We start from the raw sequence: 16,557 nt of genomic DNA on the forward strand, positions 1-16,557 counted from the left end.
TTATGGATAACCTGAATACCCACAGCATTGCCTCTCTCTACGAAACGTTTGAACCTCAAGAAGCCAGAAGACTGGCTGAACGACTTGATATACATTACACGCCCAAGCACGGCAGTTGGCTGAATATGGCCGAGATTGAACTCAGCGTGCTTAAGGGGCAGTGCCTTGATCGCCGGATCCCTGATATGGCAACAATGCAGGCCGAAGTGACTGCATGGGAAAAAGACCGAAATAACTGTACCAATAAGATTGACTGGCAATTTACAACAACTGATGCCCGGATCAAGCTGAAGAGGCTTTATCCGAACTTTTAAATGTTAATAGGTACTAGGCAAGGCGACCCGTTTTGGGCACTATGGGGACATTACTGCCTGAGGAGTGTTGCATGGAACTGCACGACAACCTGAAATCCCTTGGCCAAGGGGCAACGCACTATCGCTACGACCAGCCGGATGCCGGGCTTCTGGAATCGTTCCCAAACCCGTTCGCCATGCCGGAGCGTAATCCCGCCGGGGCAGTCGGGACCATCCACATCGAGTGCCCCGAGTTCACCTCACTCTGCCCCCTGACCGGCCAGCCCGACTTCGCCAGGATCGTCATTGACTACCAGCCCGACCAGCACTGCGTGGAGAGCAAGAGCCTCAAGCTCTACCTCGGTTCCTTCCGGATGCATGGCGAATTCCACGAGTCATGCGTGAACCGGATCTGCAACGACCTGGTCCGGCTGCTCGACCCGGTCTGGCTGACGGTGCGCGGCGAGTTCACCCCCCGGGGCGGCATCCCCTTCTGGCCGACCGCCGAATACCGTCGCTAGAGCTGAAGCACCTGCTTCACGGACTCCTGACGAACCTGAGCGCTGCCGAATTCAGGCAGTAGCGAAGTCCGGTCGGCTTCGGCCCGTCATCGAAGACATGCCCCAGGTGGGCGTCGCAACGGGCACAAAGCACCTCGGTCCGGCGCATGAACAGGGTGTTGTCCGAAACGGTCCGGATATTGGCCTTGTCGATCGGCTCGGTGAAACTCGGCCAGCCGGTGCCCGAGTCGTACTTTGCCCCGGAGCTGAACAGCTCCAGGTCGCAGCAGACGCAGCGGTAGATCCCCTGTTCGTGATTGTTCCAGTACTCGTTGGCAAAGGCCCGCTCAGTTCCTTTCTTGCGGGTCACCGTATACTGTTCCTTCGTCAGCTGCTGGCGCCACTCAGCATCCGTCTTGACCACTCTCTCCGTCATGACGTATCCCTTCTGGGCTACGGAAAAGACCCTGATCTGCCCACCGTCCTTTGCCGCGATTCCGCTCCCCATGCCGATCAGAGACAGCATCAGCAGTAGTATGCCGTATCTCTTCATGACGCTCTCCTCCGTGCCATGCCTTGAAGCTGTTGTCAATGCCCGGCTTCGAGAAAAGGATACCCCTGATTACCGGCCATGCAACGGGAGAGTGCGGTCAGCATTCGTGCTTTCCATTGCGGCTGGCTCTTCGGCGGAGGAAAAACCATCACGGGGATCTTCAGCGGGTACAAGGGCGGGGAATAGACGGAAGACGAACTCAGCCGGATGGCCGCCTCTGCCGGGACAGTAGCTCATATCCTTTCCAGACCAACCATCCGGTACCGGTGCCCAGCATGGCGCCCGCCAGCACATCCAGGGGGTAGTGGGCGCCGACATAGACCCGGGAATAGGCCGTGAGCACGGCGAAGGAGTAAAGGGGCACCTTCCAGGCCAGACCCCGGCGCCGGGACAGGGTGACGGCGGTCATGAAGACGAAGAGTGCGTGGCCCGAGGGAAAGGAATTCTTCAGCTTCACCTCCCCCAGGACCCGCACCTGATCGAGCCCGATGGCCAGCGGCGGCCGGGGAACACGGAAGAGCTCCTTGAGCCACTCCTCCAGACCGATGCCGATGGCCGTGGCGAGGCAGTAGATCCAGACGTAGCGAAGCGGCAGCGCCTTCCGCCGCACCAGGGAGACGCAGAGGAGGATCGCGACATAGAGGTAGACGATTCGCGAGCCCCCCAGGTAGATCAACGCCTCCATTACCGGGTCCAGCAAGGAGCTGTGGGCGTGGTTGATCGCCATGAAGAGCTGATGGTTGAGGCTCTGCGGGCCGTAGAGGGCGTGGTGGAGCTGCGGATTCATCTCGGTCCTTTATCCCGTCTACTTACCTAAGACCCCGAACAGAGTATCCAGATACGTGTTTCCGCGCCAGTGGTGCGACTGTTTATCTCCCGTCTCGTTTCTTGCATGCCAATCCAGCCGGAGCACATGCTTTGCCTTCATCCGTTCGACCATCTGCAGTTCATCGGGTGTCGGGGTCTGGGTTTTCAGCCTCCCCATAGGCGAGGAATCCCGCAGCAGGATGAACGAATCAACCCTGAATGGCTTGCCGTGTTGAGCGGATAGCTTGCGCGCCAATTCCGGCAGGTGCGATCCCGTGGCAATCCTGACTTTTTCGTTCTCCTCCAGCTTCGACCAGTCGGTGATCCCGGTCTGCCCCTTGGGATCGATCAGGATGATGTGGGTCCTGTCCTTGTGCACCACCCAGAGCACGAAGTCGGGAAAGAAGGCCCGCGTCTCGCTCTCCAGGTAGATGCCCACGGAACGGAGGCTCTGCACGTTGCGCAGCAGGTAGAACTCGTGCTTTTCGTAGCGCCCCTTCATGACCGGACCGCTCAAATATTCGTGGAGGTCGTTGACGAATTTTCGTTCTCCGGCATTGAGCGAATCCGGGGAAATGGCCAGCTTCAAGGAATTCTGTTTCAGCCCCAGTTCTTTCTCCAGCGCCTCCCTGTCCTGACTGAGAAGCGGCGCATAGATGCTGCGGGGATCGTTGAAACTGAGAGTCAGCTGTTCCGGAAGATCGGTCGGATATTTCGCCTCGAACGCCTCTTTCCGCGCCTGGTCCGGGAATTCCAGGGCCACATCGTAGCGGTCGATGAAATCACCCTCGCCCCCTGCCTGGGCCTGGGCCAGCGGCTCCTCATAACGGTAGCGCCGGGTGTTGATGTCATAGATCAGCTTGTGGTGGATCTTGTCCAGTGCGTCCTGCACCGTCTGGAAGAGAAGCCGCTCCACGGCTGGCCAGCTCCTCTCGTCCAGATGGGCTTGATAATGGATTGCGCCGACCAGATCAAGCAGCCAGGCTATGGAAGCTGGAAGAAGTTTCCCGTCTTTTCCCCGGTAGAGCCTGATGCGACGCGACTCCTGCCAGCGGTCCACCATTCGCTGCAGTTCCACCATCGGCAGGAAATCGGCCTGCTCCCGTACGCGCTGCAGCAGTTCGGCGGCAATATCCGCCCCTCCTGCCGTGGTGTCGGGCCGGTAATCGAGACTGATGGCGAAATCGGGCATATCTTCGCTGAGTTCGCCCGTGTCGCCTACATACCGCCAGCACCAGCGCCCGGTATCCGCCCGCACGGCAAGCAGCGTCGGCTCGTCCCGGTGCTTGCCCACCTTAAAGACCTTCAGCTTGTCCCGATATTCGTCAAAGCCGACGTTCCTGCTCCTGGTCCGGCCCCCCACCCAGACCGCCGCCGGGGAAACCGGCACGGTACGGTGCACCACCCAGGTGGGGAGATCCTCCTCCAGCGCCTTTAGGAAGGTGTCCAGGTAGCTCTTCTTCAGGCTGAAGATGTTCAGCGTCTCCAGCCGCCGCAGGCGGTTCACGGTAGTATCGGGCAATGCCAGCGCCTCGTAATCCTCGTTGTGCTCCGTTTCATGGCGCTTGCCGTCGTTTTTCAACCCTTTCAGCCGCACCCCCCGGCCGAAAATCTGAATGATCTTGTTCCCCTTGGTGGAACCGAGATTGACCAGGCCGATGACGGAGAGCCGGAAACAGTTCCACCCCTCGGCAAACTTCCGGCTGCCGATGAGCACGGTGATGGGACTTGCCGTACTGTCCAGCTGGGAAAAGTGGAAGCGGGACTCGATTATGGGGCTCTTGCGCAGTTGCGCCAGCATGGCGCCGTCAGCCCCCTTCAGGTCGGGGTGGTCCTTGGAGTCGTTGAAAAACTTGTCGCCATTGCCGACGTTGATGATTCCCCAGTATTCGCCGTCACCCCAGGAGAGGAGGATCTCGTCCGTTACCGCCGGACAGCGGGTAAGAGTCAGCGGTCCGGCAATCTGGCCGCCAAAGACCACCTTCAGTCGCTCTTTCTCCTCGAAGCTGAGCCGCGCCAGGAAACCGAGCAGCTTCCTGATGTCGGAAACCTCGTCGCTCTTCCCCTCGTCTTTGCTGTCCTCCACGGTCCGCCCCATGAAGGCCAGGAGCGGCTTGTCCGGGAAGAATCCGGTGAACGGCAGCCCTTCCGTGCCGGTGGCGAGGCTCACCCGCAGCTCCTGGAAGGCCGTCAGCTTGTCTGCCAGGGTATGGAAGGCGGTGGTGAAATTCTCCCAGCACTCCCGCCCGGCGTCGAAGGCGTCGTCGGCGATGCGGGCCACGGAGAAATCCTTGCCGTAACCGTCCTTGAAGAAGCGATAGTAGTTGTAGTCGTAGACGATCTGCTCGCCGTACTCCTCGATGTGCCGGTCTGCAATGCCGTGGTAGGTGGCGGAATACTCGAAGAGGAAGGCATTGGGATAGTCGGCCAGGTTGTGGCGCAGTTCCTTGAACTTCCCCAGCTCCGCCCCGCTGCTGGAGAGGCCGATGTGCCCCTCGTCCACCAGCACCAGCCGGAAGACCCGTTTGTGGTCCGGCAGGTCGAAGTAGTTTTTCTCGCGGTTGAGGAGGGACTGGGTGGAGTCGATGGTGAGCCGGATACGGCCGGCGCACTGCTGATTAAGCTTCTCGATGAGAGGAACCACTTCCCGGCGGTGCTGCTCAATGAGGTTGACCCCAGGCGTGGTAAGGATGATCTGCAGTTCGTCGAAGGCCCGCCAGCCGCCGATGTGGTCGATGAACTGGAGAATGTTGAGGTGCATGAGAAGCGTCTTGCCGCTGCCGGTCGCCATCCAGTAGGCGAGCATGGTCCGGTCTTCGTACCCCTTTTCCCGGTTGCGAATCTTCTTCAGCGTCGCCTCGGTGAAGTAGAGGGCCAGGATCTGGTAGTAGCGGAGCTGCACCGGTCGAGGGATCAGGCGGTTGTAGAAGTTGAGCCACCCCTGGATGCTCAGTGAATAGGGGCGCGGTATGCCCGATTCCGTCTGCGGGGCGTAGCGCTCCACCACCGCCTGGTAATCGGTATTGTTCTGTTCGGCAGCGGTTGCCAAGTCCCCCAGCAGTTCCCGCTTCAGCCGGTTGTAGAGCTTCAGTTCCATGACGCGCCCCGGTCGAAATCTGCCGCCTGCACCAGGGAGACCGGCAGCTTCACGGTACGGATGTCGGCGTCGAAGTTTACCTCCAGCCGGGTCACGGCCAACTCACCGCTTTCACCTTTGTAGCGGTCGATGATGGCGTTCAGGGCTGCGCTATCGTCCTCGCCGGGGTCGATGTCGCGAAAGACCACCAGCACGCCGACGGTGGTTTCCACTGCAAGGTAGTCCCTGTCGTTCTCGGGGTACACTCGCCGCGACTTGATCCAGTACCCCTGCAGATAAAGCCATGTTTCCATCAGGTCGATGGTCTTTTCCTCTCGCGTCTTGCCGGCCTTGATCGTCTGGGTGAAGGGGCGGGAAAGGTCGATACTCGCCACCAGCCTATTGTGCTCGGGGCGGAAGAGGTACTGCACCGGCAGACCCTTGGGGAGCGTCTCGCCGTCCCAGGCCGTCTCCAGGTTGGCCAGCAGATCTTCGTACTGCTCAAGCCGCTGGACCTTGACGATTCCCTGGTAACCATCCACCTTGTCGGCAATGGGCCGGCCGTCACGCCAGTTGAGGGAGTACATAACCTTCTGGATACGGGGTGTTAGGACGGTGTCGAAGTAGGCTCCCATTTCCACGAGGACGAACTTTCGTTTGCCTTTTTCGCCGTCTGTTTTATTCAGTGCGATGACTGCATGACCAGTAGTGCCGGAACCGCCGAAAAAGTCGAGGACAGTTTCGGTATTATTGGTTGCTTGTTCAACAAGGGTCGAGACAAACTTTTGTGGCTTTGGAAACGTAAGTGTTGGGATTTCAAATAATGCTGATAAATCCCTAGTCCCGTCGCCTGTTCCAATGCCATTAATGACTGAAGAGAAGTGTTTGAATTCACTTTCCATTTCATCACGAAATAATTTATGGCGCGGTCTTCCGTCACCATTTGAAGGCCATAAAATTCTTTTTTCGATGATCTTCTGATTCATGGTTTCTTGATCGTATCTCCAGCCTTTCGGTGGACAGGAGTACTCTCTTCCCGTTTCCGGATTCGCTAACACATAGTGCAGATTCGGCCTTTGCTCTTTTGTGGCAAGACCGGTTAAATCTGCACTTCGCCACTTTCCCCTCGGGTCGTTATCGGGATTGGCAAATTTTGCTAAGTCTTTCGCAGCACCCCTGAATAACAAATTGCCGTTTGCCCCAAGCGCCACAATGTATTCGTGATCATTCGATATACCGGTAAGCGACCGTGTATCCTCAGATATTCTCGATTTCCAAATCAGAGTTTCCTGTCTCTGGCTCTGTAGCATCCCGTCAACAACTTGAACTAAAGAAGGCATCTCCAGATCATTAATGCTGATCAACATTGCACCGTTATCCGCAAGCAGTTTTTCGGAAACCGACAACCGATCGGACATCATTGTGGCCCAACTGGAATGTCTAAAACTATCCTTGTATATAAAGCCATCGTTTCCCGTATTGTATGGCGGATCGATATAGATGCACTTAACTTGCCCCCGGTATTTTTCCTGCAAAATATTCAACGCCTGCCAGTTCTCCGAGTGAATCAGCAAACCATCTGTCTGTTCATCCAGATTATCAAACGCCGGGTCTGACAGCAGCTCCAACGCCCACTCGGGATCGAACAGCCCCGTATCTACCACCAGGGTCGGATGCTCCTTGAGATGCTCCGCTCGCTCAATCGTCACCCCGTACATCTCGCTGAACTGCCGCACCTGTTCCGGCCTGGCAATGATTGCCCCATGGAACTTCTCAGGGATCTTCCCTACGGAGATCAGCCAGTGGGTGTCGATCACCTTCTTCTTCAGGGTGAAGATGTTACGCTGGAAGGTCTCCAGGGTGTCGAGAAACTCGATGATCCGGCCGGCTACGGCGTTGAAGCCGCGGCCGATGATGAGGGTGGTGTTGTCGATGTTACGGTTGAGGAGAGAGTCCAGGTCGGAAAAGATGACATTCTTGATGAAACGGTCTTTCTCCCTGGTGAGGAAGCCGCGCAGATCCTTGTGGATGAAGTAATCAGCGTCGTTGCCCACATAGAACTGATTCAGCGCCTTGTCCAGCTGGTAAAGGGCGGCTGCGATGGAGTTCGCCTGCAGCGCCTCGACCCGGTCAGCCTCGTTCTTCCCCAGCCCGGCGAATTCGGGCCGCTTGGCCAGTTCCTTGTAATAGCTCTCCTCTTTCAACCGGAGCTGGTTCACCCCTTTCACCTGCCCGCCGTCGGTCTTGTCATGGTCGGCCGCCAGTTCGTTGAAGATCGGTTTCGCCCCATCGCCGCCGGCCTCTTTCTTGAACAGGTACGGGGTCAGGTCGGCTTCGGCGTCGAAGACCGTCGCCCACAGTTTGGGGTAGAGTTCCGTTTTCGCTGTTCCCGCCTTGGCCAGATGGAACACCACCTGCCAGACGCCCTCCTGCTCCTCGATCCGCGCCAGCCGGTAGAGCTTGATCTCCTTATCCTTGTTGTTGTTCTGGGCCGTCGCCTCGACCTCTCTCTCCGCGCCGGTCTCCAGGCGGAATTCCAGACTCTTCCCCGCCACTGCGCACTTGACGCTGGGGAAACTGGCCCCGGTCTTGATGTAGTAGCTGTCCTTGTGCTTCCAGTGAAAAAAGGTGTCCGAGCCGTCGTAATCGGCCTCGTACGGAACCTTGAAAGCATTGGCGGCCCGGCTGTTGTAGCCGAAGTCGCCGTTCTGGTAGTACAGCTCGAAGAAGTTCAGCAGGTAGTTGTAGAGCCGTTCTTCGATGTTGGCCGGGTTCACTTTTTGTGACTCCAGCCAGGTCGCCAGGTGGCGCTCCGCCTCTTCGCGCTGAGTATCCGAGACAACGGGGAGCGTGAACAGCGCCCGGAACCTCGCCTGTTTCACCTCGTCAAGCGGCGTCTTCTCCAGTTCAGCCCACATCGGCCGACCCATATCGCCAAACAAAAAGGCAAACGATGCCAGCCAGTTCCGCGCCGCCTCGGCATCCACCTTTTCAACCCTGGCCAGTTCCCGGTCAACTGTCGCTTTGAGATCGTCGGGACCGTCGCCGCTGATGAACTGCTCGATATATTTCCGCTTGAGCTTCAGAATCTTGAAAATGCCGAAGTCCAGATCGTTGGTGTCGTACTGGAACATCTCGCGGAGAAACTCTTTGAACTGGTCGAATGCTGTTGCCATGAAACCCCTCTTCGTATGCAAAGAAAAAAGGCGAAGACCGCAATCTTCGCCTTCGCAAAAAAACTCGCTCAAGCCGCCTTCAGTCGCCTACTCTCCCCAATCATTCTGTCCACACGTTCGACCGCCTCCTGAGCCTCATCCAGGGGAACATGCGGTTTCAGTTCATTGAGCCTCCGGGCGCGTGCCCTCACATCTGCCGCTGCAACACCTTCTCGCGTAACATAGAGGGCGGTGGCAAGACGCTCCAGGACCGTAACCTTGCTGTCGCCCAGGTTGTCCGCAACAAACTGAACAATCGGAAGGTATTTTGCTGTAGTCTTGGGAAACTTTGACCTGATCTGCTCAGCAAGCTTCCCCGGCCTTATTCTCGGCCCGTACGGATACGGCATGACCTCTTCCTGCAGGATGCCGTCAGCCTTGAAACGGGCCAGATCGTCCGTGAGGTCAAACGAATAGGGGCCATGCTTGTAAAGAACAAATTCGCTCTCAAGCGGCACCTCAAGCATTTCCTTCAGGATATAGGCAGCCTTTTGAATGTGGGTTTCGCCGCACCAGCTCCCTTTTTCCCACAATTTTTCCGCCAGTGAAAGTATGACGGCGGCTCTTTGCAAACGTTCCATGTTATTCCTCCTCCGGATGCTCCAGAATTTCCTGGAGATGGCCATCAAGCCATTTACGGGCCTTGTCTCTGAGTTCCGGCGCTACATACACGCGCCCGACAGTGATGGGCGGAAGTTTATCTTTAAGAATCTGCGACTCCTGAAGCGACCAGACAATCCGGTCATCACCCTTCAAGATGGGAAAGTTGGGGGATTGCGACGAATTGGGTGGTGGGTCATCGCATCGGACCGCTTCCTCTCCGAATTCCCGGCATGTTGCAGCATAGACCGCCCTGACTGCATTCGCGTTCCTGTCGAGATCATCGGGATTGCGCTCGTAAAGCACTTTGAAGTGCTGCCGCGTCATGATCCGCCGGGCCACATCGTGCGCCGGATGGCCGGGCTGCCGCGCAAGCTCGCAGAAGGCGGCGGTAACTTCATTGTCGGTCATGGCCAGATGTTTCTCGATATCCGTGGAGTAGTTTCCACCCGGCAGCCATGCCAGGAGAAAGTCTTTCAGATGCTGGTCGTAGATCCTGCGCACGCTATGAAAATATAGCTGGGTGAACATGAAGTAGCGGGCCAGGAGGAGCGCTTCAGCGGAATGAATTCCGCCGACTTCCACTCCGAGCATCGGCTCGTCACTGTTTTCTTCATCATTATGGACCGGCAGGATGCGCAACGTATCGACAAGGCGATAATGGTCGAATTTACCGTAGGCCACACCACTATGATGTGAGTCCCGTAGAAGATAATCCATCCGGTCTACACCAAAGGCATTGCCGGTAATGATCTCGGCGAGAATGGTTTCCCACGGCGAATACGTTACCTTCTCAAACTTGGAGAGTTCCTTTTCTCCGACTGCCACCTTGACGACATCCTCGACTTTAATGGGCGGTGTCATGTCGCCGAAGATATCCCGCATTTCCTGGCTACGGAGCATCTCCACGGTTAGCCGTTCATGATTCCATCCCTTGGGAAGCAGTTCCTTTTCGGCGGCATGGGAAAACGGGAGATGGCCGAGGTCATGACAAAGTGCCGCCATGCGAAGGACCCTGCGCCAATAGCTGAGCTGTGCCTGCTTTTGCGGGATGATGCCCGATACTTTGGGATGGATATGGAGCGGATGCGTAACTACATTGAAAACCCGCTCTGCGAGTTCCATCACGCCGATGGAATGCTCGAATCGCTTATGGGTGGCGCCGGGATACACCAGATACGTCAGCGCTAGCTGATGTATGGAGCGTAACCGCTGAAACGGCCGGGAATTTATGACGGCGCGCTCATCGGAGTCAAAGTAGGCGAAGACGTGAATCGGGTCGCGTATTTCGTGAGAATCTTTGCTCATAATGGCGCCTAAGAATTAAACAAATTTTGATAGCAGATGTGCTGCAAAATTACCATATCAAAATCGAGTGACATAAAACGTCGCAATGAAGAGTGGCCCGAACGAGAACCTCTTCGCTTACGGGGCCAAAACACTTAGTGCAAAGTTGCGCAGAAGTCCAGACGAGGGCGTCACCTTGAAATTCCACCACATCAAGGAGGATTTTCAAGGTAAATCAGAGCAGCTTACGCAAAAACTGCCCGGTGTACGACCGGGTCACCAGCGCCACCTCCTCCGGCGTGCCGGCGGCAACGATCTCTCCCCCCCGGTCACCACCTTCGGGACCCAGATCGATGAGCCAGTCCGCGGTCTTGATGACGTCCAGGTTGTGCTCGATGATGACGATGGTGTTGCCACCTTCCACCAGCTTCTGCAGCACCTCCAAAAGCTTGGCGATGTCGGCGAAGTGGAGCCCGGTGGTCGGTTCGTCCAGGATGTAGATGGTCCGGCCGGTGGCCCGCTTGGAGAGCTCCTTGGCCAGCTTCACCCGCTGGGCCTCGCCGCCGGAGAGGGTGGTGGCGGCCTGGCCGAGCCTGATGTAGCCGAGCCCCACCTCCTCCAGGGTCTGCAGCTTGTTCCTGATCCTCGGGATCGCGCCCATGAACTCCAGGGCCTGGGAGACGGTCATGTCCAGGACCTCGGCGATGGTCTTCCCCTTGTAGCGCACCTCCAGGGTCTCCCGGTTGTAGCGGGCACCCTTGCAGATCTCGCACTGGACATAGACGTCGGGGAGGAAATGCATCTCGATCTTGATGATCCCGTCGCCGCTGCACGCCTCGCACCGCCCTCCCTTGACGTTGAAGGAGTAGCGGCCGGGCTTGTAGCCACGCAGCTTGGATTCGGGGAGCTGGGCAAAGATGTCGCGGATGTCGGCAAAGACCCCGGTGTAGGTGGCCGGGTTGGAGCGAGGGGTCCGGCCGATGGGGGACTGGTCAATGTTGATCACCTTGTCCAGGAGCTCCAGGCCCAGGATGTCCTTCACCGCTCCGGCCCGCTCCCGGCTCTTGTAGAGACGCTGGCCGAGCACCTTGTGCAGGGTGTCGATCACCAGGGTCGATTTGCCCGAACCGGAGACGCCGGTGACGCAGGTCATCACGCCGAGGGGGATCTCCACGGTGACCTCCTTCAGGTTGTTCTCGGTCGCGCCGACGATCCTCAGGTGCCTGGTGGCCTTGCGCCGCTCCCTGGGTACGGCGATGGTCAGCTCACCCGATAGGTACCTGCCGGTGAGGGAGGCCGGGTCCTTCATGATCTCGGCCGGTGTCCCCTGCGCCACCACCTCGCCACCGTGGACCCCGGCGCCCGGTCCCATGTCGATGACGTGGTCTGCCTCCAGGATGGTTTCCTCGTCGTGCTCCACGACCAGTACTGTGTTGCCGATGTCCCGCAGATGCTTGAGGGTCTGCAGCAGGCGGGCGTTGTCCCGCTGGTGCAAGCCGATGGACGGCTCGTCCAGGATGTAGAGAACCCCCACCAGGGATGAGCCGATCTGGGTGGCGAGCCTGATCCGCTGCCCCTCACCGCCGGAGAGGGTACCGGCGGTCCGGTCGAGGGAGAGATAATCGAGCCCCACGTTGACCAGGAAGTTGAGCCGCTCGCGGATCTCCTTGAGGATCCGGCGGGCGATCTCCGCCTCCTTTTCCGTGAGCTCAAGCCCGGCGAAGAAGGCGAGGCAGTCGCGGATGGCAAGGGCGGTCACCTCCCGGATGTTCCGCTCGCCAACCCGGATGAAGAGGGATTCCTTCTTGAGCCGCGCCCCCTCGCAGGTGGGGCACGGCATGACGTTCATGTACTTTTCCAGCTCCTCCCGGACATGCTCGGAATCGCTCTCCCGGTAGCGTCGCTCCAGGTTGTTCAGCACCCCCTCGAACTCCTTCTGGTAGGTGTGGCGCCGGCCACCGTCCTCCTCCCACCAGAACTCGACCTTTTTTCCCTTGGAGCCGCGCAGGATGACCTCCTGCACCGACTCGGGGAGTTTTTTGAACGGGGTGCGGATGTCGAATGAAAAGGCCTTGGCCAGCGCCTCCAGGGTCTGGTGGTACCAGCCGGAGAGCCGCTTCTCCCACGGAGCGATGGCTCCTTCGCGGATGGAGAGGTCAGGGTTGGGGACCACCAGGTCGGCATCGAAGTACATCCTGGTCCCCAGGCCGGTACAGTCGGGGCAGGCGCCGTAGGGGTTGTTGAAGGAGAACATGCGGGGGGTCATCTCCGGGTAGGAGATGCCGCAGTCGATGCAGGCCAGTGCCTCGGAAAAGAGGATGGTTTCCGGCACTGTAGGGGCGGGGTTTCCCCGCCCTGCCTCGGGCGGCGAGACGCCGCCCCTACCGCCGACGATGGCCACCTTGGTCACCCCTTCGGCATGGTGCAGGGCGGTCTCGAAGGAGTCGGCCAGCCGCCGCTCGATACCCGGCTTGACGACCAGCCGGTCCACCACGATGTCGATGTCGTGCTTCTTGTTCTTGTCCAGGGCTATCTCTTCGGTCAGCTCATACTGGACGCTGTCCACGATCACCCGGGTGAATCCCTCCTTGCGCAGGTGCAGCAGCTCCTTCCTGTACTCACCCTTGCGGCCGCGGATCATGGGGGAGAGGAGCTGGATCTTTGTTCCCTCGGGCAGGGCCATGACCTGGTCCACCATCTGGGAGACGGTCTGGGAGGCGATCAGCTTGCCGCACTGGTAGCAGTACGGCTTGCCGACCCGGGCAAAGAGGAGGCGGAGGTAGTCGTAGATCTCGGTGACCGTGCCGACCGTGGAGCGGGGATTGCGGCTGGTGGTCTTCTGCTCGATGGAGATGGCCGGCGAGAGCCCCTCGATCGACTCCACGTCCGGCTTCTCCATCTGCTCCAGGAACTGGCGGGCGTAGGCGGAGAGGGACTCGACGTAGCGGCGCTGCCCTTCGGCATAGATGGTGTCGAAGGCCAGCGTCGACTTGCCCGAACCGGAGATGCCGGTGATGACCACCAGCTGATCCCGGGGGATCTCGACGTCGATGCACTTCAGGTTGTGCTCGCAGGCTCCTTTGATGACGATGGTATCGTGTGCCATGGGGTTGATCTGCTCTCTGTGGAGGGGAATTTCGTGACGCAGGGGGAACTATACACCAGGAAAACCAAAATCGCTATGCCCAGGGTCCATGCTTTCGCCAAGGGTAAACCAGAAAATTGCCCCGGTATCGGGAGATGCTTCCGCCCAGATACTGCCCCCATGCCGTTCGATGATCCGCTGCACGGTTGCCAGGCCGATGCCGCTCCCTTCAAATTCGTTGTCGTTGTGAAGTCTGGAGAAAGGCTTGAACAGCTTGTTTGCAAAGGCCATGTCGAATCCCGCTCCGTTGTCCCGGACATAATAGACATTTTCACCCGCCTTTTGCATCTGTCCAAATTCTATTGCCGCATCGGATTTTTTCGATGTGTACTTGACCGCGTTCTCCAGAAGGTTCCGCAGGCAGATCTCCAGCATCTGACGGTCCCCCCTGGCTACGATGTTCGGGGCAATCGTGACGGTCATGGGCCGCAGCCCAACCTCTCTTCGCAGTTCGTCTACGATCTGTTGCGCCATTCCGGAAAGGTCCACCGGAGATGAAGTCATCTCTGCCCGCGAAAGCCGGTTCATCATCAACAGACTGTCGATGACGGCCCGTAGTTGCCGGCTTGCGGCCTCGATCCGTTCCACGCAGTGTACATGGGTGTCCGGGTCCGAAAGGGTGTCACATTCAATCAACATTTTGCTGAACCCTTCCAGACGTGCAATGGGGGCGCGCATTTCATGGGAGATCGAGTAGCAGAAGCTCTCCAGTTCCTTGTTCAGATCGTTCAATTTCCGGATGTGATCACCAAGTGCTTCTGCCATCTGCCTGAAATTGCCGACCAGATTGGAGAGTTCCCCGATTCTTGTTTCAGGCCAGTTGGGATTCGTGTTCGTAGCGATTGTATGAGGCAGTTCCATGGTTATGGTTTCCAGCCTTTGCAGCGAGCCGACAAAACCTTTGCTAATCAGGTAAGAAACGACAATTGTCAGGATGATCTGCTCCCAGAGCAGCATGAACTCGTCGATGGTCTTCTGGTTGACCTGGTTGAGGTAAGGGATCAAGGAACCCTCTACCACAATGTTCCATGGCAGTTCTTCATTCAGTTTCACCTCTTTGACAAACAGCGAGCTTCGCCAGCGCTGCATCGTGCTGGTCATTTTCCCCGGACCGGGAATCCAGTGGTAGCTGCCGTCGTCAAATTTTTGCACTTCCCCGCCAGCAGGCCTGCCGAACTGCTGCATCGGCTGCCATCTGTCGGAACTGCTAACCACAACCCTTCCCCGACGATCCAGTATTGTTATCTCGGCAAAGCGGTTTTGGGCGAGGATTGTGAGTTGCTCGGCCAGTCGGTCCAGATTAACGACGCCCGCACAGAACCCACGATATTCGTCATCCTTTATTACCGGTGCAACAAAGGCCAGCCTGGGAACGGGAGGCCCGATCCTGGCCACCTCCAGATCCGACACCAGCGGTTTGCGCAACCGCAGCAGTTCCGCAATGAACGGTCGGTCGGAAAAATCGATCCCCAGCGTCGATTTTCCCATGACATCGACCAGAGGCGCGAACGCGACGGACTTTGCTCGACTGTTGGCAACCATCAGTCGCAGAAGCGCCGGGTTGGCCATTATCAGCGCCTCGGTATGCTGCTGCATGTGGGCAAACGGTGCGGTATTCGGATCTCCGACCAGTTGTGCCAGTGAAATAACACTCTGCTGGTTACTGGAAATCCATACGTTCAGGATGTCCCGGGAGCTGTCCGCAATGGAATTGACCCGCCTGAGGAGATCCTTTTCCATGGCCCGTACTTCACCATCGACGCCCCGGACCACTGAAACAAATGACGGGATGATGCTGACGGCGACCATGGCCGTGAAGACGAGCTGCGAAAGGGGGATGAGTTGCGTCTTTCCTTTACCACCGGTCCGACTGACCAGCTGTACGCAATAGATGACGACGGTGGCGAGAAGGGCGTTGAAGATGCCGTTGATCGATTGCTGGAGGGCAATGAACTGGGTCACTTCGGCATCCATACCCATAACCACTTTGTAGAAGAGCCATACAAGCGGCATTCCCAGGCAAAGCCAGAAAAGGGTGTCCAGAATGACGAGTTTGCCGGGTTGTCGACGGTTGAGGAGTGATACGAAGAGCGCCTCGGCCGTGAAGATGATGATGGCCCAGGGGTGATGCCAGAGAAAGTAGGAGCCGCTGCCCGCGATCACGCCGGCAGTGAGCGCCACTGCAACTCCGTAGCGCGCAACCGCCAGCATGACGAAGAATGAACCGAAGAGGAAGTCGACATTGAAAAAGAGCTGGAGCTTGAACCAGTTTCCCAAAAAACCAGCTACGCCCAGAAGAAGGGCGATGGCAAGCCTGCTAATTGAGGAGTTCCGATTTGCCAAGGAAATCTCCTGCTGCTCAATTATTATTAGTCGTTATCAACAATAGCAGGCAACGAGGTGGAATCAAGCGAAACAATGTACCATTAGAGAGGATTTCTGTTTGGCATTTGTAAGCAAAAACTGGACGAAGAGTGTTTCTCCGGTAAGATTGAGTCGTTCTTTCGACCGCGTTGACACCAAGGACGGCAGATGCTGCTGAATGTTCCCAACACATTGACCATCTTGCGGATGCTGCTGGTGCCCGGCATTATCTTTGCCCTGCTGCGGGAAAGTTATGGCATAGCCCTGGGCATTTTCCTGTTCGCCGGGGCGAGTGACGGTCTCGACGGTTTCATTGCCCGCCGCTTCGATCAATGCACTCCACTCGGGGCGCTCCTCGACCCGCTGGCGGACAAACTCCTGGTGGTTTCCTCGGCACTGGTTCTCGGTTGGCTCGGCCGCATCCCCTGGTGGCTGGCAACGACCATAATCGGTCGCGACCTGGTCATTGTCACCGGTGCCATTGCCTACTATAAGAGAGCCGGCCACCTGGAGATGGGGCCGAGTCTTCTTGGCAAGCTGAATACCTTTTTGCAGATCTTCCTGATCCTGGTCGTGCTTGCAGATAGTGCCGGAATTATTGGAGCCGTGCAGTGGCTGCCGATGCTGTTTTTCGTGACGCTCGTCATGGCGCTGGTATCCGGCGGGCACTATGTGGCGGTATGGAGTAGGAAGGTGAACTCCCGGCAGGCATAAAGC

The 16,557-nt window shown here is 57.9% G+C and carries 11 protein-coding genes; 3 read left to right on the forward strand and 8 right to left on the reverse strand.

All coding sequences use genetic code 11. The features are described 5' to 3' along the window. Window positions 1-314 (forward strand): transposase (locus JN12_RS07945; RefSeq protein WP_211360516.1); only part of this gene is annotated, 314 nt, incomplete at its 5' end. A 71-nt stretch (window positions 315-385) separates the two neighbouring features. Next, the gene (gene queF, locus JN12_RS07950) at window positions 386-814 is read left to right on the forward strand and encodes a preQ(1) synthase (protein ID WP_145020835.1); all 429 of its coding nucleotides are present in this window, start codon (window positions 386-388) and stop codon (window positions 812-814) included. A 16-nt stretch (window positions 815-830) separates the two neighbouring features. Here queF and msrB read toward each other — a convergent pair whose 3' ends face one another. The 8 genes from msrB to JN12_RS20765 form a co-directional block, all read right to left on the reverse strand. Continuing rightward, complete coding sequence (gene msrB, locus JN12_RS07955) at window positions 831-1,346, reverse strand: peptide-methionine (R)-S-oxide reductase MsrB (protein WP_211360517.1); 516 nt, start codon at window positions 1,344-1,346, stop codon at window positions 831-833. Window positions 1,347-1,545: 199 nt separating this feature from the next. Next, window positions 1,546-2,133, reverse strand: coding sequence for a phosphatase PAP2 family protein (locus JN12_RS07960; RefSeq protein ID WP_145020838.1), 588 nt, complete (start codon window positions 2,131-2,133; stop codon window positions 1,546-1,548). 18 nt (window positions 2,134-2,151) lie between these two features. Then, window positions 2,152-5,250 (reverse strand): DEAD/DEAH box helicase family protein, encoded by a 3,099-nt coding sequence (locus JN12_RS07965; protein WP_145020841.1) that lies wholly within the window; start codon window positions 5,248-5,250, stop codon window positions 2,152-2,154. Next, window positions 5,241-8,405, reverse strand: coding sequence for a site-specific DNA-methyltransferase (locus tag JN12_RS07970; protein WP_145020843.1), 3,165 nt, complete (start codon window positions 8,403-8,405; stop codon window positions 5,241-5,243). The genes JN12_RS07965 and JN12_RS07970 overlap by 10 nt, the downstream gene beginning before the upstream one ends. Window positions 8,406-8,473: 68 nt before the next feature. Next, on the reverse strand, window positions 8,474-9,025 hold the full coding sequence (locus JN12_RS07975) for a hypothetical protein (protein ID WP_145020846.1): 552 nt from the start codon (window positions 9,023-9,025) through the stop codon (window positions 8,474-8,476). Between the two features lies 1 nt (window position 9,026). Then, complete coding sequence (locus JN12_RS07980) at window positions 9,027-10,352, reverse strand: HD domain-containing protein (protein ID WP_145020849.1); 1,326 nt, start codon at window positions 10,350-10,352, stop codon at window positions 9,027-9,029. Between the two features lie 214 nt (window positions 10,353-10,566). Next, window positions 10,567-13,437 carry an excinuclease ABC subunit UvrA gene (gene uvrA, locus JN12_RS07985; protein WP_145020852.1) on the reverse strand — a complete coding sequence of 957 codons (2,871 nt, stop codon included), beginning with the start codon at window positions 13,435-13,437 and terminating at the stop codon, window positions 10,567-10,569. A gap of 48 nt (window positions 13,438-13,485) precedes the next feature. After that, on the reverse strand, window positions 13,486-15,819 hold the full coding sequence (locus JN12_RS20765; protein ID WP_246125797.1) for a sensor histidine kinase: 2,334 nt from the start codon (window positions 15,817-15,819) through the stop codon (window positions 13,486-13,488). Between the two features lie 189 nt (window positions 15,820-16,008). On the opposite strand from JN12_RS20765, the gene pgsA reads away from it, so the two are divergent. Beyond that, complete coding sequence (pgsA, locus tag JN12_RS07995) at window positions 16,009-16,554, forward strand: CDP-diacylglycerol--glycerol-3-phosphate 3-phosphatidyltransferase (protein WP_211360518.1); 546 nt, start codon at window positions 16,009-16,011, stop codon at window positions 16,552-16,554. The last annotated feature ends 3 nt before the right edge of the window (window positions 16,555-16,557 follow it).

Source organism: Geobacter argillaceus, from assembly GCF_007830735.1.
Lineage (GTDB): Bacteria > Desulfobacterota > Desulfuromonadia > Geobacterales > DSM-12255 > Geomobilibacter > Geomobilibacter argillaceus.

What these genes read in the sequence shown, in the direction of transcription:
- JN12_RS07970 (WP_145020843.1), bottom strand. Translation starts at nt 8,405, where the DNA reads ATGGCAACAGCATTCGACCAGTTCAAAGAGTTTCTCCGCGAGATGTTC.
- pgsA (WP_211360518.1), top strand. Translation starts at nt 16,009, where the DNA reads ATGCTGCTGAATGTTCCCAACACATTGACCATCTTGCGGATGCTGCTG.
- JN12_RS07965 (WP_145020841.1), bottom strand. Translation starts at nt 5,250, where the DNA reads ATGGAACTGAAGCTCTACAACCGGCTGAAGCGGGAACTGCTGGGGGAC.
- JN12_RS07960 (WP_145020838.1), bottom strand. Translation starts at nt 2,133, where the DNA reads ATGAATCCGCAGCTCCACCACGCCCTCTACGGCCCGCAGAGCCTCAAC.
- msrB (WP_211360517.1), bottom strand. Translation starts at nt 1,346, where the DNA reads ATGAAGAGATACGGCATACTACTGCTGATGCTGTCTCTGATCGGCATG.
- uvrA (WP_145020852.1), bottom strand. Translation starts at nt 13,437, where the DNA reads ATGGCACACGATACCATCGTCATCAAAGGAGCCTGCGAGCACAACCTG.
- JN12_RS07975 (WP_145020846.1), bottom strand. Translation starts at nt 9,025, where the DNA reads ATGGAACGTTTGCAAAGAGCCGCCGTCATACTTTCACTGGCGGAAAAA.
- queF (WP_145020835.1), top strand. Translation starts at nt 386, where the DNA reads ATGGAACTGCACGACAACCTGAAATCCCTTGGCCAAGGGGCAACGCAC.
- JN12_RS07980 (WP_145020849.1), bottom strand. Translation starts at nt 10,352, where the DNA reads ATGAGCAAAGATTCTCACGAAATACGCGACCCGATTCACGTCTTCGCC.